Source organism: Streptomyces sp. NPDC059256, from assembly GCF_042753785.1.
Classification (GTDB): domain Bacteria; phylum Actinomycetota; class Actinomycetes; order Streptomycetales; family Streptomycetaceae; genus Streptomyces.
The window spans coordinates 539,015-557,946 of the sequence record NZ_JBHYZO010000002.1; the positions used below are offsets into that span (position 1 = coordinate 539,015).

Consider the following 18,932-nt stretch of genomic DNA (forward strand, 5'->3'; position numbering starts at 1 on the left):
ATGGCCGAGATCAAGTCGGGTCGGACCTTCAACACCTTCCTGGACGGAAGTCAGGTCGAACTGCCCGCGACCATCAACGGCGTACGGGCGGCACTGCCGCCCGATCTGCGCATCACGTTCGACGCCGAACTCGGCGACGCGGCAGCGGAGGACCTGTTCGTCCTGATGGCTGAATGGGCTCAGAAGACCCGCCCGGACCTGCTCGCCGCGAAGGAAGCCGTCTTCAAACGCCTGGAGCGGGGCGACCACTCCGGGCTCATCTCTGCGGAAGAGGTCATCGACTTCTTCGGCCCGGGGGAGGTGGGTACGGAGTGAGCACCCTCCGCGTCGCGTACACGGATGTGGCGTTCGACGCCCTGAAGAAGATGAGCTGCGACCGCCGCACCCGCTTCGGCCAGGAGATCAGCCACCTCGCCGGCACCCCGTACATCCACGGCAAACCGGTGGACGACCTGCTGGACAAACGCAGAGCGGTACTGGCGGGGACGGTGACGGACTACTGGGTCAGTGTCACCGTCCTCACGGTCACGGTCGTCTCCATCGTCCACACAGACTGACCCATGCCGAACGGGCCCCGGGGCTGGGTGTAGAGGGGAGCCCCGCGAGTGCGGGGACGACGAGCAGATCACCCTCGCCCACGAGGGTTGGGACGGAACAACCCCGCGAGTGCGGGGACCACGAACACAAGGAGAGACCCCAACTCGGGGTCCTCGGACCACCCCCGCGCCTGCGGGGACCACTCAGCGAGGGGATAGGCCCACTCGGTCAGTCCCGGACCACCCCCGCGCCTGCGGGGACCACGAACTCGCCGCATCGCAGAGCGGGTTGGCTGCGCGGACCACCCCCGCGCCTGCGGGGACCACATGGGCATAGAGAGAGAGTAGCGAGGAAGTAACGGACCACCCCCGCGCCTGCGGGGACCACGCGGGTCTACCCGACCGAGGGAGGTGACCCGCTGGACCACCCCCGCGCCTGCGGGGACCACACTTTCTGACCTGCGGTGATTCTAGCGATCATGGGCGATTTCATTTAGTTGGAACTCAGTAACCAGCGCGCCCATTTCGTCCCCCCTGGCCGCTCGGCGAACAGACACCGTCGACCCCGCCTCCCGCCGCTTTCCCTCCGGCTGGCCGCACCGTACACCGTCAGCGGACCAGGCTCAGGACCAGGGCGAGACTCATGCTCTAGAACTGGTCCGGGCCCGGACCGAGTTCAGCGGAAGTCACCGATCCCAGCCCGGGCGAGGTGCGCAGGCCCTGGCCCCCGGGGGCGCTATCCCGTCGCGCCGGCTTCCGTCACCGCCGTGCGCAATACCGCCAGCACCGCGTCCAGTTCGTCTGCCCGTACCCCGCCTCCCTGAGCGGATTCCGCCGAGCCGCCGCCCCGGCCCCGTAGTGCCGCCTTCACCAGAGTGCCCGCCGAGAGGCCCAGTTCGCGGGCGCGGGTGTTGAGGGACACCGCCAGGATGCCCTTGCCCTCCGTGCGGGCCGCCACCGCTGCCACGGACGGTTCGGTGCGCGGCAGGGCGTCGCGGATGGCCTGGGAGAGGTCGCGGGCGTCCGAGGCCGTGCCGTCGATGAAGGTGGTGGCGAGCAGGGTGCCGGAGAGGGTTTCCGCGGATGCGGCCAGGTCGGTGGCGCGGGCCAGGGCCGCTTCCCGCTTGAGGCGGGCGTTTTCGCGGTCGGCTGTCTTGAGGCGGGACAGGATGGCTTCGATCCGGTCCGGGAGTTCGGCGCGCGGGCCCGGGACCTGTTCGGTGATGCGGGTGACCAGGTCGCGTTCGCGGGCCAGATAGTCGAAGCCCTCCAGGCCCACCACTGCCTCCAGTCGGCGCATCCCCGCCCCCACCGAGGACTCCGCCGTCAGCGACACCACCCCGATCTGCGAGGACCGCTCCACGTGCGTGCCGCCGCACAGTTCCCGCGACCATTCGCCGCCGATCTCGACGACCCGCACTTTCTCCCCGTACGTCTCGTCGAACAGCGCCAGCGCGCCCCGTCGTTTGGCCTCCGGCAGGGTCATCCACTCCACGCCCACCGGCAGGTCGCGCCTGAGCGCTCGGTTGGCTGCCTCCTCGATGTCGCCGCGTACGAGGGGTGAGAGCCCGCCGCGCCAGGGGAAGTCGAGACGGAGATAGCCGGGGCGGTTGTACGAGCCGGACTGGAGCGCGGTCGGGCCGAGGACCTCGCGCAGTGCCGCGTGGAGCACATGCGTGCCCGAGTGGGCTTGGCGGGCGCCCAGTCGCCAATCGGTGTCGACGGCCGCCCGCAGGGTGTCGCCCGGGGCCAGATCGCCCGCGGTGACCCGGACCTGGTGGGCGACCAGGCCGGGCAGCGGACGTTGGACGTCCAGGACGTCCGCTTCGACCGAGGCCCCCGTCAGCCGGCCGGCGTCGCTCTCCTGCCCGCCCGACTCGGCGTAGAAGGGGGTGCGGTCAAGAAGCACGGTCACCACCGCGCCCGCCCTGGCCGCCTTCACCGGACCGTCCGGCCCCAGTACCGCCAACACCCGGGAGTCCGTGGTCAGCGTGGACCACGCCTGCCAGTCGGTGGGGCCGTGTTCGTCCAGGACGGCGCGGAGGGCCGCGGTGTCCAGCGGGGCGGCGCCCTTGCGGGCGCGGGCGTCGGCACGGGCCCGTTCGCGCTGGGCCGCCATCAACGCCGTGAACCCTTCGCGGTCCACTTCGATGCCCTGCTCGGCGGCCATCTCCAGGGTGAGGTCGATGGGGAACCCGTAGGTGTCGTGCAGCAGGAACGCCTGTGCGCCGGGCAGTGAGCGCCCGCCGCTGTCCTTCACCGCCGCCACCGCCGTGTCCAGCACGGTCGTGCCCTGTCGCAGGGTGGCCCGGAACGCGTCCTCTTCGGCGTCCGCCTGGTCCGCGCTGCGCTCGTACGCCTCCGCGACCTCGGGGTAGCTCGCCGCCATGCAGTCCCGGGCCGCCGGCAGCAGTTCCGGCAGCGCCCGGTCCTCGAAGCCCAGCTGCCGCATCGAACGCACCGCCCGCCGCAGGATGCGGCGCAGGACATAGCCCCGGCCCTCGTTGCCCGGGGTGGTGCCGTCGGTGAGGAGCATCAGGGCGGTGCGCACATGGTCGGCGACCACGCGCAGCCGTACATCGGCCTGTTCGTCGGCCCCGTACCGTACGCCCGAGAGTTCCGCCGCGCGGTTCAGGATCGGGAGGGTCTCGTCGATCTCGTAGAGGTTGTCGACGCCCTGGAGGAGGGTCGCCATCCGTTCCAGGCCCATGCCCGTGTCGATGTTGCGGCGTGGCAGTTCGCCAAGGATGGGATAGCCGGACTTGCCGGGGCCCTCACCGCGTTCGTACTGCATAAAGACGAGGTTCCAGAACTCCATGTACCGGTCCTCGTCGACCTCCGGACCGCCTTCGCGGCCGAGTGCGGGGCCGCGGTCGTAGTACAGCTCCGAGCAGGGACCACAGGGGCCGGGAACGCCCATGGACCAGAAGTTGTCCTCGTCGCCGCGGGCCACGATCCGCTCGTCGGGCAGCCCGGCGATCTGCCGCCACAGCCCGCGCGCATCGCCGTCCGAGTGGTGCACGGTGACCCAGATGCGGTCGGGGTCCAGTCCGTAGCCGCCGTCGGTGAGGGGTTTCGTCGACAGCTCCCAGGCGTAGGCGATGGCCTGTTCCTTGAAGTAGTCGCCGAAGGAGAAGTTGCCGTTCATCTGGAAGAACGAACCGTGCCTGGTGGTCTTGCCGACTTCCTCGATGTCGAGGGTGCGGATGCACTTCTGCACACTGGTCGCCCGTGGCCAGGGCGGTTCCGCCGTACCGGTCAGATAGGGCTTGAAGGGCACCATTCCCGCATTGACGAACAGCAGCGTCGGGTCGGGTGTGGGCAGGGGCGCGCTGGGGACGACGGTGTGGCCGCGCTCGGCGAAGTAGTCGAGGAAGCGGGTCCGGACTTCAGCGGTACGCACGGTTGCTCCAGAGGTGTCAGTGGGGGGTGTTGGCCGGGTGGCGCGGGCCGAGGAAGACCGCCACGCTCCGGCCATCGGGCGCGGGATGGGTGACTTGCCGCCATCCTGCGCGCCGATAGAAACGCAGGGCGTCGGTGGCGCGTACGGACGTCAGCAGCCAACTCCTGCCGTCCGGCGCGTCCGCCGTCACCGTATCCAGCAGGGCTCGCGCCACGCCGCGGCCACGCGCACGCCGGGCCACGGCGAGTTCATCGACCTCGATCGCACCGCACAGCCACTCACCGGTGCGGACCGGTCCCAGCGCGGCGTGCACCTGCGGATAGCAGCGGTCCGTGGGGAAGGCTTCCGGTGTGGTCCAGGCGGTGGCGAACCCCACCGTCGATCCGTCGCTGTCGAAGGCCAGCGCATGGCGGAAACCGGGGCGGGTCGCGTCGGCGAGCAGTCGGGACCGGTAGGCGTCGGCCTCGTCGTCGTCGGCGTACCAGGGCGGCTCGCTGAAGGCGTCGCGATACACCTCGCGGATGGCGGGCAGCCAGGTCTGCAATTCCACCGGCCGGCCTGGTAACACCGTGGGCGTCATACGACCGCCGCCCGGGCGGGGGGTTGGAGCGATGCGTACTCCAGGGGCGCCGAAGGGTCGATGGACACGTCCAGCGGCGCCGGCTCGACGCCGGCCCGGACCAACAGGTCCCCGACGGCCGCGATCATCGCACCGTTGTCGGTGCACAAGCCCATGCGCGGTACGCGCAGGGTGATTCCGGCCGCCCGACAGCGCTCCTCGGCCAGCGCCCGGACACGGGAGTTCGCCGCCACCCCGCCGACCACGACGAGCGTGGGGACGTCATGGTCCCGGCAGGCGGCGACGGCCTTGCGGGTCAGTACGTCCGCCACCGCCTCCTGGAGCGCCGCGGCCCCGTCGCCGACCGGCAGGGGACTGTCGCCGTGCTTCTCGGCCCAGCGGGCGGCGGCCGTCTTCAGCCCGGAGAACGAGAAGGCGTACGGGGCGTCCGCGGGGCCGGTGAGCGGACGCGGGAACGCCACCGCCCGCGGATCGCCCCCGCGCGCCGCCCGGTCGATGGCCGGACCGCCCGGGTACGGCAGCCCGAAGACCCGCGCGACCTTGTCGAAGCACTCGCCCGCCGCGTCGTCGAGGGTGTCCCCGAGGTGCACGATCGAGTCGCGGGCCAGATCTCGTACGAGCAGGAGCGAGGTGTGGCCGCCGGAGACGACCAGCACCATGCAGGGGTTGGGGAGCGGCCCGTGGTCCAGGGTGTCCGCGGCGACATGGCCGGCGAGGTGGTGCACCCCGTACAGCGGTACGTCCAGCGCGTAGGCCAGCCCCTTCGCCCCCGCGACCCCCACCTGCAACGCTCCGGACAGACCGGGCCCCGTGGTCACGGCGACGGCGTCGATGTCCGCCATCCGCAGCCCGGCTTCGGACAGGGCCTGGCGTACCACCGGGGCGAAGGAGTGGACGTGTGCACGGGCCGCGATCTCGGGGACCACTCCGCCGAACCGTGCGTGTTCGTCCATGCTCGACGCCACGACATGGCCCAGGAGCTTGCCGTCGCGCACCAGACCGGCTCCCGTCTCGTCGCACGAGGACTCGATCCCGAGCACCACCGGAGGCGACATCGATGACTCCTTCTGCCCGTGACCAGTAGTTGCACACCCTTTGCAATAAGGGTACGGGGAGACTCACCTCATGGAGGTCGCGAAGGGCACGGACAGTAGAGTTCCGGCATGTCAGCCCCCTCGGCCTGACCCCGCCCCCGTACCCCAGCACCGGGACACGCCGTGACATCAGCAGACCCAGCCCCCTCCTCCGCGCGCCCGCCCGCGCTCACCGTGGTCGGCATCGGTGCCGACGGCTGGGACGGACTGCCCGCGGCATCGCGCACCGCACTCCTCGAAGCTCAGGTGCTGATCGGCGGCCCACGCCAACTGGAATTGCTGCCACCGGACTGCGCCGGCGAACGGGTCGCCTGGCCCTCACCGCTGCGCCCGGCCGTCGCCGGACTCCTCGCCGCCCATCGGGGGCGCGTCATCGCAGTCCTGGCGAGCGGCGATCCCATGTTCTACGGAATCGGGCGCGCCCTCACCGAGGAGTTGGGTACCCCCGCACCGGACGGAGACCCGGCCGGGCTGCGGATCCTGCCGCACCCCTCATCCGTGTCGTACGCGTGCGCCCGGCTCGGCTGGCCACTGGAGGACACCGAGGTCATCACCGTCGTAGGGCGCCCCACCGCCCGACTGGCAGCCGCCCTGCACCACGGCCGCCGACTGCTGGTGCTGAGCGCCGGGTCTCACACCCCCGACGAGGTCGCACACCTGCTGCGCGAACGCGGCTACGGCCCGAGCCCGATGCGGGTCCTCGCCCAACTCGGCGGCCCGACCGAGTCATCGACCACCGCGACCGCCGACACCTGGACCCACCCACGCGCGGACGCCCTCAACGTCGTCGCCGTCGAATGCGTCCGCGCACGGGACACCCCGCACATCGGAGCCGTACCGGGCCTGCCCGACGACGCCTACGAACACGACGGCCAGCTGACCAAGCGCCACGTCCGCGCGGCCACGCTCGGCGCGCTCGCCCCCGCACCCGGTGAACTGCTGTGGGACATCGGCGGCGGGTCCGGATCGATCGCCATCGAGTGGATGCGTACGCACCCGTCCTGCCGGGCCATCACCGTCGAACGCGACCCCGCACGGGCCGAACGCATCGGCCGCAACGCCGACCGGCTCGGGGTGCCCGCCCTGCGCGTGGTCACCGGCCGAGCCCCGGCGGCGCTCGCGGATCTGCCCGTACCCGACGCCGTCTTCATCGGCGGCGGACTGACCGCGCCCGGCCTGCTCGACGCCTGCTGGGACGCGCTACCGGAGGGTGGGCGGCTGGTCGCCAACACGGTGACCCTTGAATCAGAGGCGCTGCTCGCCGACCGCTACCGGCGCCACGGCGGCGAACTCGTCCGGCTCGCGGTCGCCCACGCCGTACCCGTCGGCGGCTTCACCGGCTGGCGGCAAGCCATGCCGGTCACGCAATGGACCGTCACCAAACCCTCATCCGTCATGGGAGACCACAGATGACCGTGTACTTCATCGGCGCGGGCCCCGGGGCCGCCGATCTGATCACCGTGCGCGGCGCCCGTACCCTCGCCGCCTGCGGCGTCTGTCTGTACGCGGGCAGCCTGGTGCCCCGCGAACTCCTCGACGAGTGCCCACCGGACGCCCGACTCGTGGACACCGCCCAACTCGACCTCGACCAGATCGTCGCCGAAGTCGTCCGCGCCCACGAAGAGGGCCACGACGTGGCCCGCCTCCACTCGGGCGACCCGTCCGTCTTCAGCGCGGTCGCCGAACAAATGCGCCGCCTGGACGCCGTGGGCATCCCGTACGAGGTCGTCCCGGGCGTACCGGCCTTCGCGGCGGCGGCAGCGGCACTCAAGCGGGAACTGACCGTCCCCACCGTCGGCCAGACGGTCATCCTCACCCGCGTCTCCCAACGCGCCACCCCCATGCCGGAAGGCGAGGACCTGGCGACCCTGGGCCGCAGCGGCGCACTGATCGTGCTCCACCTGGCGATGCGCTACGTGGACCGCGTGGTCGACGAACTCCTCCCGCACTACGGCGCCGACTGCCCGGCCGCGGTGGTGGCGTACGCGTCCCGCCCGGAGGAAGTGATCCTGCGCGGCACGCTGGAGACGATCGCGGCCCAGGTGAAGGAGTCGGGCATCCTCCGCACGGCGGTCATCATGGTCGGCCGCACCCTCGGCGCGGAACAGTTCAGGGACAGCCATCTGTACTCGCCGGAACGGGAGCGGGGAGAACACGCCTGCTGAGGGGTGGTCAGCCCGTGGACTCACTACATTGGGACACCGGCAGCGCATGACCGGGCGTAACCCGACCACGATCGGGGAAGTCGTCGCCCCTGCCGCCGAGAACAGGCTTGGCAGGGGGCGTTGTTCCTGAACGGGAAGGTTTCCGATGATGGCTGAAGGCGACAGGCTGTGGACCATCCGCGGTGGTGAGAAGGTCAGCGTGCCCGCCACGGTGGCGGGGATTCGAGACGTTCTCCCGGACGATGCCCGGAAACAGTTCCTCGACGAGGTCTTCTCCGCGAACGTACACACGATCGAACAAGTCCTGCGAGAGTGGATCGTGCGGATCGCCTCCGAACCGGAGGACGACGAGACCTTCGCCGAGCTTCGAGCACGCGACCAGGAAAACCCATGAGCCGGTACGAGATCGCGTATGCGCCCGTGGCGGACACGGCGCTGAAGCACATGCAGTCGGCCCACCAGTTCCGGACGGAGATGTTCCGGACGCTCGGCAGAGATCCGTACGGACACCGATCCCACCCGGTGGGCGGGGAGAAGGACCGCCGCCAGGCGATCGTGGCCGGGGTGATCGTCGTGTACTACGTGGCTCAGTCGGTCCTCAAGGTGACGGCGGTCCGTCTGATACCTCCACCGTGAGGGGTGTTGGGTCGGTCGGAGGTGGGGGTGCGGGCCCTGCACCTTCACGCTGAGCTGAATCATGGTCAGAGGCCGTCGGGATAGGCGTAGATGTTGTGCAGGGTTGCTAGGTTGAGGCTGCGGCTCGGGCCGGTTCCAACTGAGTGAATTCGTCCATGATCGCCAGTATCGCCGCAGGTCAGGAAGTGTGGTCCCCGCGGGCGCGGGGGTGGTCCGGGGCCCGCACCTGGCGGACCCCTGGGATACTGGTGGTCCCCGCGGGCGCGGGGGTGGTCCGTACGAGCCGACCCGGCACCGGGTGACGCTCGCGTGGTCCCCGCGGGCGCGGGGGTGGTCCCGACCAGTACCGGGCCAGGCTTTCCATCCTGACGTGGTCCCCGCGCGCGCGGGGGTGGTCCGAGGAGAAGAAGCGCGCCGGAGACGACTTGGGGGTGGTCCCCGCGGGCGCGGGGGTGGTCCACGGCGAGGCTCACTGTAAACAAATGCTTACAGGTGGTCCCCGTACGTGCGGGGGTTCCGCCACGAACGGCCCCGGTGATACCGCGTACGGTGTCTGCCGGACGGGGTCATTGCACGTCGACGCCATGGGCGCGGGCCAGGGCGTCGAGACCGTCGGCCCAGCCCTGGCCGATGGCGCGCAACTTCCACACAGGGGATCCGTCCAGGGTGTGCCGGTACAACTCGGCGACGACCATGGCGCGTATACCTGGGTCACTCGGCGGATGGAACGCCCAGGCAGCACCGCTGCCGCACTCCATGCGCAGGGAGGCATGGGTGAGAGCCCCGCAGGCGAGGCCCGATTCGACGTTCATGTTGACCGCCACCGCAACGCGCCGAACCTGTGCGGGCAGGGCCGCCAGCTGAATGCTCGCGCTTTCGACAATATCGGGGCCTTCTGTGTGTCGGCCCAGAAGACGGACCGCCCCGGCGGCGGCGGATGGCTGGTTGTAGAAGACGAAGTCCTCGTCGCCGGCGACCTGTCCGTCGCCGTCGGTCAGGAAAAGTGTCAGATCGGCGTCGGCTCCGGCGAAGGAGAAGGCGACCAGCAGCCCTCGCCACGCCTCTTCGGGGAGCGTCAGGGTCTGTCCGGGAACGAGAGACACCACGGGCTCACGCTCCATGACCATGGTGGTTGCCGTCGGTGAGGCGACGATCGTCTCTCGCCACTGAGCGAAGGGCATGATCCAGTACGGGTCGGAAGGGAACTCCGTATCGACGTCGGGGCCACCGTCGTGCAGCCCGATGTTCAAGTTGGCCAAGGTCGAACCTGCTGAGTCGGGTTCGTCCCTGGCATGGTCCAGCAGGTCCTGAAGGCCCGGCATCCGACGGGTGTTGAGGGGCTTGACCGTGCTGGAAGTGTTTCCCGCCGCGGTCTTCTTGACCGAGCAGAGCACGTCCTCACCTATCTCCAGGAACCGAAGCGCGTCGTCCGGACCTTGCCAGGCGGTGCTTTCGATGGCTCGGCGGGTCCAGCGCCCGTATGCGACCACGCCGAGCCGCCGAGTCTCGGGCATCCGGGTCAGCACGGCCAGATTGATCGCGGTGATGCCCGGAGCGGTCGCGAACCCTTCCTTCAGGGTGGCGATGACATGGGATCCCATGACAGTGAGCCACCGCTCAGTCAGTTCACGTTTCCCGAGGTCCTTCAGCGTGGGCCGGCCGGCTGGGGTGGCGCCCGGGGCCTGTGTGGGCAACGCGTCGATGTCCTGCTGCCGCATTACGACGGACATCACCGATCCGTCCACGCCGACAGCGCAGCCTGCGGCGGGATTGTCGGCGAAGGCCGCGTTCACGGCCTCGCAGACGATTTCCTCGTCGTTGCCGGTCAGAGCCCGCCACCACTGCTCGGCGTCCGCCAGCAATTGCTCGTGCGCGCCCCGTAGGCGGGCCTGCTGGTCAGTCAGATATACGGGGGCGTCCTGCTCGGCGGCATCTTTGGCCACCGCACGCTCGGAGCGCGCGAACACACCGAGTCCCCGCAGATGGAACGCCTGGGCCTCGGCGCGGGCCCACTCGACCCCCAACATGGGAGGCCCGGCCACAACGGGCGGGCGGGCCGGCGGGAAGGTCTGGAGATGCACATGGGTCATGCGCTGCCAGAGTTGTTGCAACTCGATGATCGCCGCGTCCCGCTGTGCGTCGTGCTCTGACCGAACGGCCCGCTGCCGCGCCAGGTCGAGTTCCTCGGCGGACGGCGCGACACTCCGGTGTGGCGCAGTACGCCGGGTGGTGGTGCCCCGGCCCAGGGGCGAGGTGGGACGTGCGACTGTCCGGGGTGGCGGCGCCACCCGCGTCGATCCGGCACCGGGCGCCGCCCGACCTCCCTCGCCCACCAACCCGACCTGCGCCGTGCGCGAGCCGACCGAAACCCGCACCCCGCGGGTGGAAACCCGCACACTCATCCCCGGAACACCGACACGAAATCCGAACCCCATGGTGCATCCCTCCCGGGCCGAGTCTTTCACTCGCGGAGCATCCCCGTGATCTTGACCAGTCGATCCCTCGTGCCGAGGGTCCGAATGCCCGGTCGGTCGGCTCGACGGCGCAGGGTTTTCCTCGGGGACGATGAGTGCGGGTACGCGCAGTCTTGCCGCCCATCGCCAGCTAGCATCTTGGACGAGACCGAGGCGTTGGGTTGGGTCGGGCGTGGTTAGGGCTCGGATTCCAACTGAATGAAATCGTCCATGATCGCTAGTATCGCCGCAGATCAGGAAGTGTGGTCCCCGCACGCGCGGGGGTGGTCCCTGGGTCCAATCCTCGTCTAGATCTTCACCCTGGTGGTCCCCGCGCGCGGGGGTGGCCCAGAGCAACGGCGCCTGGCGCGGCTCACTCAGAGGTGGTCCCCGCACGCGGGGGTGGATTCTGTGTGTCGCGTCGATGGTCTGGCGCCGTCTGTTCAGACTTCCCCGTATGAACAGACGGCGCCAGGCGGTACTACTTCGCGCCCGCCGTTGCCCGCCACTTGCCGCGGGAGAGGTGAACGAGTCCGTCAGGGGTGATTCGGGCTCGGGAGCCGAGCAAGGGCAGTGAACCCTCGGTGTTGAGCCTGGTGCGGATGCGTTCAAGAGTGGTCCAGAGCCGTTGCGGGCCGCCCTGGTGAACCGTGGGCGGTTTGGTCCACTCGGCGGAGGCTCGTGCCCATGAACCGTCCGGGTGCGCCAGATAGGCGGTCCGGTTTCGGTCGCGCTGTTCGTAGTCGAGTTCTACGCCCGGAGTGGTGATCTCCAACATGGAACGGAGTTCCCATGCGTTCGCTAGGTCCACCACGGGGTAGCGGCCCGTGCTGATCTCCTCGCCGTCTGATTCCCGAGCGAGTGTGAACAACCGAGTAGGTACGGGCAGGTAGTCGTCGTTGGCCCGGGTGACCATGAACCCGGCCATGTCCCGCTCAACCGTTCCGATCACGTCTCCGCAGGTGTGCTTCCACCCGGTGATGATCAGGGACGTACGACCGAGCGTGATGGCGAGCCGTCCACCCTCCCGGAGTGCGCCGACCATGGGTCGCAGTTCCGGACCGGCGGGCATCCCCACGGTGGCGATGATCCGGTCGTAGGTCCCCGGGATCTCCACCGTGGCATCCAGCGCGAGGAATTGAGGACGAAACCCCATCGGGGCAAGCCGTTCCGCTGCCGCACGGGTCAGGTAGGGGTCTACATCCACACTGGTCACATGCTGGCTCCCGAGCCGGCGAGCGGCATAGGCGGTGAGACCTCCCGCCCCGGTTCCGAGGTCCAGCAGGTCGAGCCCGTCCCCGAGTCGTCCATGCCGCAGCATCCGTACGACCAGACTCGGCAGTGTCGCCGACGACGTGGGTAGTCCCTCGGCTCGTGCCTCAGGTTCGGCGTGGTCGGCATGAAGCTTCCCCACTCGGGTGATCAGCGATCGGTCCGAGTACGCCGCTTCCATCCACAGTTCGGGGTTGTCCGTCCCGATGCGGAGAGTCCAACCGCCGCTCTCCTCCCGTTCCCACCATCGGGGAATCAGCTCGTGACGAGCAGTCCGTGCCACCGGTGTGGTCCATCGTGAGTCCGGATCGGTGACCTCGTTGGCGAGGCGTTCCGCGTGCTGCTGCCAATCCATGCAGTCGTGCCCTCCTATTCGTCCTCGTACGCGGGATCGCATGCTTCGGTGTTGGCCGGGTCGCAGTCGCCGGAGTCATCTGGGGGACAGGCGGCACGGGGAGCGGGAATCCTCTGGCTGAGAGATGCCCACTCTTCCCCGCTGAACAGCTGAGCGAGACTGGTTACCCGCACATTGCCGCATGGGAAGTTCCGAGCGAGCACACACCCGGCGAGGTCCCCGTTCGGAAGCACTGCGGCCCGGCCCCTGGTGCACCTTCCGCATAGTTCGTCCAATGAGGGCGACTGACCGGAAAGCGCTCCTCGCCCGACAGCTCGAACCCTGTCGGTGTTGATCTGCTTGACGCCCATGGCGACCAGTTCGGCCCGGGCCTCGCTGACCCGCTGTCCATCGAGAATGTCAACGATTCCGACGTACAGGGGAATCCCTCGCCGCAGCGCTTCCTCGATGTTGCTTTGGGTCCGCCAGTAGCTGCCCTGCTTGCCTGTGATCCTGTCGTGTTCCTCGGGATCGTCGCTGTAATAGCTGGTGGCGAGCGACACCCCGGGCCGTTCCAGCAGCGACCACCAGCCCCACGCGACGTTGAACAGGTTGGAGTACACCTGGACGCGGAGCCCGAGCGCTAGAGCGTGTTCCGTGAAGTCGCGCCACTGGGGATGAACTGTCGGCTCGCCTCCGATGAGCTGAACGCGAGGGATTCCGAGCGCCGCCGCGTCAGTGATGACCTGCCGCCAGTCAGCCGGAGTCATGGTGCCGTGTGTCGCCTGCGGGCTGGATTCCGACAGGCAATGAGTGCAGGAGAGTTGGCACTTCCCGGTGATCTCCAGCTCAAGCGTATTGATCGCAGCAGCCGGATGCATGGGGCGTTCGATGGCCAAGGTCATAGCCGTTCCATTCCTTCCGATTGGCTCGGGTGGGCGGGTGGGCCCCGGTCGGGTGGGTGGGGTGGTGGCGACCGGGGCCCGGGAGCGGGTGAGTGGCCGCTCCCCTTCCTCGGGCCGGTGACGACCGGGTCCGGACCGAGGGGTGCCCGCTCCTGTGCGGTCCTCCGCAGCGTCGAGGGACGCTGCCGCAGGGAGCGGGGGTGTGTGATGGCCCGCCCGACTCTCCGACCCTCAACGGAAGTCGGGCGGGCCGACTGACCGCCCCGCATGATGAACCCGCGAATCGAAGTGGCCGGGTATTCAGGGGGCGGACATCTTCAGTGCTGGTACCGGACCAGCATCAGCAGCAATGCAGTGGCTCCGAGGAATCCGCCGAGGAAGAACAGGGCGACCGCGTAAGAGCGGAGTCGTTTCATGTGGTCACCCTCAGATGGAGCGCGGGAGCCTTGGCACACCATGTGCTTGGCGATCCTTCAACGTGGCGGAGGATCGCCATCACCCTCATGCCGAGCCTTCTTGCCGGCTGCTCCGTTCGTTCACCTCGGTCAGAGCCGGCCGAATCCGGTCAACCACACTGGCCGGCCGAAGGTCCGCCCTCACGGCGGTCCACTCAATCCCACCTCCAGGCGGACGGAGCGAGTAGCGGTCCTCCTCCATATCCGCACCGGTGTCCATGACCACACCTAAAGCCTTCTGGGTGATGTCGAACACCAATTCCCCGACGCCGAGTTGGGGTGTATTCGCTACCTTCTTGCCAGACATGGCTACTCCTCTCCGTAGTGGAACCACTACCGGGTGCCATGAGCGTGTCCTAGAGTCAGAACCTGTTCAACGTGGCTTGGTGGCCACATAAGTTGGGGTCGCTGTGGTGAATCGCAAGGAACTGGACCCGGAAAGCAGCGCGCAGGCAGCCTTCGGCGCACGTCTGCGCAGCACCCGCGAGGCTCGCGGGTGGAGGCAAGAGGATCTCTCCGTCCATATGGGCATTTCCAGTGGGCATATTTCAGGCGTCGAAACTGCGCGCAAGATGCCGTCTTTACACTTCGCGAAAGCTGCTGACCAGGCGTTGGGCTTGGCGGGAACAGTGGCCACATTTGAACGTCAATGGCGCGAGATGCAGCACGGCAGCTTGTTGGAGGGCTTTCCCGAGTACGTCAGCTATGAGGGGCGGGCCGAAGAGGTTCGGCTTTTTGAAGTCGGTTTGATTCCCGGACCGCTTCAGACGCGGGAGTACGCAGCAGCCATCGAAGCGGGCCATGTGCGGCGAGGGGCGATCGCCGCTGAACATGCCGCTGAGCGAGTTGAGTTCCTGATAGAGCGGCAGGCCGCGTTCGTACGGAACCCACAGCCGCTCGTGCTCGTGGTCTTGGACGAGAGCTGTATCCGACGCACGATCGGTGGGCCCAACGTCATGGACGCGCAGCTTTGCCAACTGTTGGAGTTCGCCGAACAGTCCAACACTTCCTTGCAAGTCGCGCCCTATTCCATGGGGGAACTACGCCCCTTCAACCGATCCGTGAATCTGTTGACGCTGTCAGATCGATCGGTGGTGGCGTATGTCGAGTCCCAGACGCAGGGTTACCTGGAGCGTGATCTCGCCTCCGTTCGTCCACTGGTGAGGGCCTACCATCAACTACAGACATCGGCACTGTCGCAGGCAGAGTCTGTGGCCATGATCAGTGAGGTACGAAAGGGCACCCCGTGACGACCGAACCATCCAATTGGATCAAGTCCTCATACAGTGGTAGCGGCGGTACCTGCATTGAGTGGGCCCCCAAGGACGTGGACGTCACCGGAATTGTTCCGGTGCGTGACAGCAAGCGCCCGAACGGTCCCGTTCTGATGGTTTCCGCTTCGGCGTTCGCCGGGCTGGTCACCCTCGCACGGTCCGCGAACCTCTAGAACCGCACCGCTCAGGGCCCCGCCGTTCCCATCCTCCGGAGCGGCGGGGCTCACCCAAGTTCCGTGCAGGTTTGCCTTGATGTCTGATGCGGCGCTTCGCCCGTTGTTGCCCGCTAGCATCTGGACGAGGTGCGTGTGTTGGGCTGGATGACCCGCGATCGGGCGTGGTTGGGCCCGGAGTCCAACTGAATGAAATCGTCCATGATCGCTAGAATCGCCGCAGGTCAGGAAGTGTGGTCCCCGCACGCGCGGGGGTGGTCCTCCTGTGGCCAATGTAGCCAGTTCACCCGGCTAGTGGTCCCCGCACGCGCGGGGGTGGTCCGACCAGCCGGCAGGGCAACGCGGCCCGCTGGGCGTGGTCCCCGCACGCGCGGGGGTGGTCCTCGAGGACTACGCGGGAGCGTCCTTCTGAGTCTGTGGTCCCCGCACGCGCGGGGGTGGTCTGCGGCAGGCGGGCGACTCACGGCTGTTCGACCAGTGGTCCCCGCCCGCGCGGGGCTGGCCGGCCCCCACTGCGCACCCAAGCCACGCCCCCAGCCCCCGCGCCCCTCCTCACCCCCCTGTGCTTGGCTGGACCGCAGCCCCACCCCAGCTCACCCCATCCCCACCCTCCCCCGGAGACCTCCCCATGCACCTCCTCATCCTCGGCGGTACCACCGAGGCCCGGCAGCTCGCTGAGCAGTTGCATGAGGCGAGCCAGCAGGCGAGCCAGGAAGCCGGCCAGCAAGCGGCCCGGGCCGTGGGTCGGCAGTCAGCCGGGCAGGAAGGGCTGGCCAAGCTAGAGGTCACCAGTTCGTTGGCCGGGCGGGTGGGGCAGCCGCGGGTGCCCGTGGGGGAGGTGCGGGTTGGGGGGTTTGGTGGGGTGGAGGGGATGGTGGCCTGGGTGCGTGAGCACGGGGTGGGGGGCATCGTCGATGCGACGCACCCCTTTGCCGAGAGGATCAGCTTCAATGCCGCCCGGGCCGCCGCCATCGCCCGCGTACCGCTGCTCGCACTGCGGCGGCCAGGTTGGACGGCCGGGGAAGGGGATCGGTGGCACTCCGTGGGGTCGTTGGCGGAGGCGGCCGAAGTGGTGCCGCGGCTTGGGGAGCGGGCGTTCCTGACCACCGGGCGGACGGGGCTCGGGGCGTTCGCCGGGGTGGACGGGGTGTGGTTCCTCGTGCGGTCCGTCGATCCGCCCGATGGGGGCGGGCCGCCGCGGATGGAGGTGTTGTTGGACCGGGGGCCGTTCACGCTCGACGGGGAGCGGGAGGTCCTGCGGCGGCATCGGATCGATGTGATGGTGACCAAGGACAGCGGTGGGGCGGCGACCGCGCCCAAGTTGGCCGCCGCGCGGGAGGCAGGGTTGCCCGTGGTCGTGGTGCGGCGGCCTCCCGTGCCCGAGGGTGTTGCGGTGGTGGGCACGTCGGAGGAGGCCGCCGCCTGGGTGGTTCAGCTCTGTGCCGGCTCCGGGGCCTCCGGGTAGCGGCGCGGGGTCCACACGATCTCTGTTCCGTTGCCGCGCCGGACCGTCTGGGTCTGTGACGAGCCCACCAGCAGGACCGTGCGCATGTCGACGTCGGCCGGGTCGAGTTCGCCGAGCGGGACGATCCGTACGGACTCCTCCGGGCCGCCGATGTCACGGCCCAGTACCACCGGGGTCATTGGGGAGCGGTGTTCCAGCAGGAGGTCCCGGGCCTTGCCGACCTGCCAGGTGCGGCTGCGCGAGCCCGGGTTGTAGAGGGCGAGCACCAGGTCCGCAGCCGCTGCCGCGCGCAGGCGTTCGGCGATCACTTCCCAGGGCTTGAGCCGGTCGGAGAGGGAGATCGTGGCGTAGTCGTGGCCGAGGGGGGCGCCCGCGCGGGCCGCTGCCGCGTTGGCGGCGGTCACCCCCGGGAGGACCCGTACCGGTACGTCGGTGTACTCGGGCTGCGATGCCACTTCCAGTACCGCCGTGGCCATCGCGAACACTCCGGGGTCGCCGCCGGAGACGACGGCCACCCGGCGTCCGCGTGCGGCGAGTTGGAGGGCGAATTCGGCGCGTTCGGCCTCGACGCGGTTGTCGGAGCCGTGGCGCTGCTGGCCCGGGCGTTCCGGTACGCGGTCCAGATAGGTGGTGTAGCCGACGAGGTCATCGGCCGCGGCGAGGGCGCCGCGGGTCTCGGGGGTGAGCCACAGCGGTCCCGCGGGGCCGGTGCCGACGACCACGACCTCACCGGTCGTCGCGGTGCGTACGGGCGCGTTCGGCATCGCGCCGATCCGGCTGGGCAGCACGGCGACCGAGAAGTACGGCACCGATTCGGCCGCGATGTCGGCGAGGAGGCCAGTGCGCTCGTCGGGCATGGTGGCGCGTTCGACGTAGCGGGCCTCGTGGAGGCGGTCGGTGCGCTCCAGGGCGCTCCGCACCTTGGTGAAGGTGCGGCCCAGCTTCATCACGACGGCCGAGTCGGTCGCCGCGAGACGGGCCGCCAACTCCTCCTCGGGGAGGGTGCCGGGCAGGATGGTGAGCACCTCGTCGGCCTCCACCAGGGGCTCTCCGAGGCGGGCGGCTGCCGCGCTGACCGAGGTGACCCCGGGGATGACCTCGGTTGGGTAGCGGTGGGCGAGCCGCTTGTGCATGTGCTGGTAGGAGCCGTAGAAGAGGGGGTCGCCCTCGGCGAGCACGGCGACCGTGCGGCCGGCGTCGAGATGGGCCGCGAGCCGCTCGGACGCCTCTTCGTAGAAGTCGTCGAGGGCGCCGCGGTAGCCGCCGGGGTGGTCGGTGGTCTCCACCGTCAGCGGATACATCAGCCGTTCCTCGATCTGGTCGGCGCGGATGTGCTTCGCGGCGATCGAGCGGGCGATGGAACGGCCGTGGCGGGCCGAGTGGTAGGCGACGACATCGGCGGCGGCGATGACTTCCACCGCGCGCAGGGTCATCAGCGAGGGGTCGCCGGGGCCGAGCCCGACGCCGTAGAGCTTGCCGGGGGTGGCCGGGGCACCTTCAGCGATGCGGCTGTGGGCGTCGTTCACGTTCACTCTTCCTCGCTGGCGATGGCGTTGAGTGCGGCTGCGGCCATCGCGCTGCCGCCGCGTCTGCCGCGTATCACCAGGTGTTCCAGGCCGGACGGATGGTCGGCGAGGGCATCCTTGGATTCGGCGGCGCCCACGAATCCGACCGGTACGCCGATGATCGCGGCCGGGCGGGGTGCGCCTTCCTCGATCATCTCCAGCAGTCGGAACAGGGCGGTGGGGGCATTGCCGACGGCGACGACGGCGCCTTCCATCCGCTCGCGCCACAGTTCCAGTGCGGCGGCGCTGCGGGTGGTGCCGAGTTCGGCCGCCAGTGCGGGGACGGTGGGGTCGGAGAGGGTGCAGATCACCTCGTTGTCGGCGGGGAGTCGTTTGCGGGTGACTCCGCTGGCGACCATGGCGACATCGCAGAGGATGGGGGCGCCGGCGCGCAGGGCTGCGCGGGCCCGCGCCACGACCTGGGGCGTGTAGGAGAGGTCGCGTACGAGGTCCACCATTCCGCAGGCGTGGATCATCCGTACCGCGACCTGGCTGACATCGGCCGGCAGGCCGGTGAGGTCGGCCTCGGCGCGGATGGTGGCGAAGGACTGGCGGTAGATCGCCGGTCCGTCCTTCTCGTACTCGTACACGGTGTGGTCTTCCTCTTATGGGGACGGGGAGG

General features: G+C 69.4%; 18 protein-coding genes and 3 CRISPR repeat arrays. Of the genes, 9 read left to right on the top strand and 9 right to left on the bottom strand.

Annotation, left to right across the window (positions count from 1 at the left end; all coding sequences use genetic code 11):
- Together ACFXJL_RS06850 and ACFXJL_RS06855 are read left to right on the top strand one after the other, a co-directional pair.
- The gene (locus ACFXJL_RS06850; protein ID WP_358876816.1) at positions 1-315 is read left to right on the top strand and encodes a hypothetical protein; all 315 of its coding nucleotides are present in this window, start codon (positions 1-3) and stop codon (positions 313-315) included.
- Entirely contained in the window at positions 312-557 is a 246-nt protein-coding gene (locus ACFXJL_RS06855) for a hypothetical protein (RefSeq protein ID WP_358876815.1), read from the top strand. The genes ACFXJL_RS06850 and ACFXJL_RS06855 overlap by 4 nt, the downstream gene beginning before the upstream one ends.
- Positions 558-590: 33 nt before the next feature.
- Positions 591-985: direct repeats of the CRISPR family, unit length 28 nt; unit sequence GGACCACCCCCGCGCCTGCGGGGACCAC.
- Positions 986-1,272: 287 nt separating this feature from the next.
- Here ACFXJL_RS06855 and alaS read toward each other — a convergent pair.
- From alaS to tsaD, 3 genes are read right to left on the bottom strand one after another with little or no spacing between them, the layout of a single operon-like run.
- Positions 1,273-3,939 (bottom strand): alanine--tRNA ligase, encoded by a 2,667-nt coding sequence (gene alaS / locus ACFXJL_RS06860; protein WP_384689876.1) that lies wholly within the window; start codon positions 3,937-3,939, stop codon positions 1,273-1,275.
- A gap of 16 nt (positions 3,940-3,955) precedes the next feature.
- Positions 3,956-4,519 (bottom strand): GNAT family N-acetyltransferase, encoded by a 564-nt coding sequence (locus tag ACFXJL_RS06865; protein WP_384636580.1) that lies wholly within the window; start codon positions 4,517-4,519, stop codon positions 3,956-3,958.
- Positions 4,516-5,574, bottom strand: coding sequence for a tRNA (adenosine(37)-N6)-threonylcarbamoyltransferase complex transferase subunit TsaD (gene tsaD / locus ACFXJL_RS06870; RefSeq protein WP_384689879.1), 1,059 nt, complete (start codon positions 5,572-5,574; stop codon positions 4,516-4,518). The genes ACFXJL_RS06865 and tsaD overlap by 4 nt, the downstream gene beginning before the upstream one ends.
- 162 nt (positions 5,575-5,736) lie before the next feature.
- Between tsaD and cbiE the strand changes: the two genes are divergently transcribed.
- From cbiE to ACFXJL_RS06890, 4 genes are all read left to right on the top strand, one after another.
- Positions 5,737-7,026, top strand: a complete 1,290-nt coding sequence (cbiE, locus tag ACFXJL_RS06875; protein WP_384689882.1) for a precorrin-6y C5,15-methyltransferase (decarboxylating) subunit CbiE — start codon at positions 5,737-5,739, stop codon at positions 7,024-7,026.
- Positions 7,023-7,778, top strand: coding sequence for a precorrin-4 C(11)-methyltransferase (gene cobM / locus ACFXJL_RS06880; protein ID WP_384689885.1), 756 nt, complete (start codon positions 7,023-7,025; stop codon positions 7,776-7,778). Before cbiE ends, cobM begins: the two co-directional genes overlap by 4 nt.
- A 148-nt stretch (positions 7,779-7,926) precedes the next feature.
- On the top strand, positions 7,927-8,172 hold the full coding sequence (locus ACFXJL_RS06885; protein ID WP_329021448.1) for a hypothetical protein: 246 nt from the start codon (positions 7,927-7,929) through the stop codon (positions 8,170-8,172).
- Positions 8,169-8,414, top strand: coding sequence for a hypothetical protein (locus ACFXJL_RS06890; protein ID WP_384689888.1), 246 nt, complete (start codon positions 8,169-8,171; stop codon positions 8,412-8,414). The genes ACFXJL_RS06885 and ACFXJL_RS06890 overlap by 4 nt, the downstream gene beginning before the upstream one ends.
- A gap of 187 nt (positions 8,415-8,601) precedes the next feature.
- Positions 8,602-8,934: a CRISPR direct-repeat array (repeat unit 28 nt; unit sequence GTGGTCCCCGCGGGCGCGGGGGTGGTCC).
- 46 nt (positions 8,935-8,980) lie between these two features.
- Here the strand turns inward: ACFXJL_RS06890 and ACFXJL_RS06895 are convergent.
- The 4 genes from ACFXJL_RS06895 to ACFXJL_RS06910 form a co-directional block, all read right to left on the bottom strand.
- Complete coding sequence (locus ACFXJL_RS06895) at positions 8,981-10,816, bottom strand: TerD family protein (RefSeq protein WP_384689890.1); 1,836 nt, start codon at positions 10,814-10,816, stop codon at positions 8,981-8,983.
- A 532-nt stretch (positions 10,817-11,348) separates the two neighbouring features.
- Positions 11,349-12,494: a methyltransferase domain-containing protein gene (locus ACFXJL_RS06900; protein WP_384689893.1), complete on the bottom strand. Its 1,146-nt coding sequence runs from the start codon at positions 12,492-12,494 to the stop codon at positions 11,349-11,351.
- 14 nt (positions 12,495-12,508) lie between these two features.
- The gene (locus ACFXJL_RS06905) at positions 12,509-13,378 is read right to left on the bottom strand and encodes a radical SAM/SPASM domain-containing protein (protein ID WP_384689896.1); all 870 of its coding nucleotides are present in this window, start codon (positions 13,376-13,378) and stop codon (positions 12,509-12,511) included.
- 501 nt (positions 13,379-13,879) lie between these two features.
- On the bottom strand, positions 13,880-14,140 hold the full coding sequence (locus ACFXJL_RS06910; protein WP_384689898.1) for a hypothetical protein: 261 nt from the start codon (positions 14,138-14,140) through the stop codon (positions 13,880-13,882).
- Positions 14,141-14,243: 103 nt separating this feature from the next.
- On the opposite strand from ACFXJL_RS06910, the gene ACFXJL_RS06915 reads away from it, so the two are divergent.
- From ACFXJL_RS06915 to ACFXJL_RS06925, 3 genes are all read left to right on the top strand, one after another.
- Positions 14,244-15,083 carry a helix-turn-helix domain-containing protein gene (locus ACFXJL_RS06915; protein ID WP_384689901.1) on the top strand — a complete coding sequence of 280 codons (840 nt, stop codon included), beginning with the start codon at positions 14,244-14,246 and terminating at the stop codon, positions 15,081-15,083.
- Positions 15,080-15,280 carry a DUF397 domain-containing protein gene (locus ACFXJL_RS06920; RefSeq protein ID WP_384689904.1) on the top strand — a complete coding sequence of 67 codons (201 nt, stop codon included), beginning with the start codon at positions 15,080-15,082 and terminating at the stop codon, positions 15,278-15,280. The genes ACFXJL_RS06915 and ACFXJL_RS06920 overlap by 4 nt, the downstream gene beginning before the upstream one ends.
- Before the next feature lie 233 nt (positions 15,281-15,513).
- Positions 15,514-15,784: a CRISPR direct-repeat array (repeat unit 27 nt; unit sequence GTGGTCCCCGCACGCGCGGGGGTGGTC).
- Between the two features lie 124 nt (positions 15,785-15,908).
- A complete protein-coding gene (locus ACFXJL_RS06925; RefSeq protein WP_384689907.1) occupies positions 15,909-16,745 on the top strand; it encodes a cobalt-precorrin-6A reductase in 837 nt (278 codons plus the stop codon).
- Here the strand turns inward: ACFXJL_RS06925 and cobJ are convergent.
- Both cobJ and ACFXJL_RS06935 read right to left on the bottom strand, forming a co-directional pair.
- Entirely contained in the window at positions 16,712-18,178 is a 1,467-nt protein-coding gene (cobJ, locus tag ACFXJL_RS06930) for a precorrin-3B C(17)-methyltransferase (protein ID WP_384690334.1), read from the bottom strand. The genes ACFXJL_RS06925 and cobJ overlap by 34 nt on opposite strands.
- Positions 18,179-18,273: 95 nt before the next feature.
- On the bottom strand, positions 18,274-18,900 hold the full coding sequence (locus ACFXJL_RS06935; RefSeq protein ID WP_358876803.1) for a precorrin-8X methylmutase: 627 nt from the start codon (positions 18,898-18,900) through the stop codon (positions 18,274-18,276).
- Between the last annotated feature and the right edge of the window lie 32 nt (positions 18,901-18,932).

Excerpts from the sequence above, each read along its gene's own strand:
- ACFXJL_RS06850 (WP_358876816.1), top strand. The coding sequence starts at position 1 with ATGGCCGAGATCAAGTCGGGTCGGACCTTCAACACCTTCCTGGACGGA.
- ACFXJL_RS06865 (WP_384636580.1), bottom strand. The coding sequence starts at position 4,519 with ATGACGCCCACGGTGTTACCAGGCCGGCCGGTGGAATTGCAGACCTGG.
- tsaD (WP_384689879.1), bottom strand. The coding sequence starts at position 5,574 with ATGTCGCCTCCGGTGGTGCTCGGGATCGAGTCCTCGTGCGACGAGACG.
- cobM (WP_384689885.1), top strand. The coding sequence starts at position 7,023 with ATGACCGTGTACTTCATCGGCGCGGGCCCCGGGGCCGCCGATCTGATC.
- ACFXJL_RS06885 (WP_329021448.1), top strand. The coding sequence starts at position 7,927 with ATGGCTGAAGGCGACAGGCTGTGGACCATCCGCGGTGGTGAGAAGGTC.
- ACFXJL_RS06890 (WP_384689888.1), top strand. The coding sequence starts at position 8,169 with ATGAGCCGGTACGAGATCGCGTATGCGCCCGTGGCGGACACGGCGCTG.
- ACFXJL_RS06895 (WP_384689890.1), bottom strand. The coding sequence starts at position 10,816 with ATGAGTGTGCGGGTTTCCACCCGCGGGGTGCGGGTTTCGGTCGGCTCG.
- ACFXJL_RS06900 (WP_384689893.1), bottom strand. The coding sequence starts at position 12,494 with ATGGATTGGCAGCAGCACGCGGAACGCCTCGCCAACGAGGTCACCGAT.
- ACFXJL_RS06905 (WP_384689896.1), bottom strand. The coding sequence starts at position 13,378 with ATGACCTTGGCCATCGAACGCCCCATGCATCCGGCTGCTGCGATCAAT.
- ACFXJL_RS06910 (WP_384689898.1), bottom strand. The coding sequence starts at position 14,140 with ATGTCTGGCAAGAAGGTAGCGAATACACCCCAACTCGGCGTCGGGGAA.
- ACFXJL_RS06925 (WP_384689907.1), top strand. The coding sequence starts at position 15,909 with ATGCACCTCCTCATCCTCGGCGGTACCACCGAGGCCCGGCAGCTCGCT.
- cobJ (WP_384690334.1), bottom strand. The coding sequence starts at position 18,178 with ATGACCCTGCGCGCGGTGGAAGTCATCGCCGCCGCCGATGTCGTCGCC.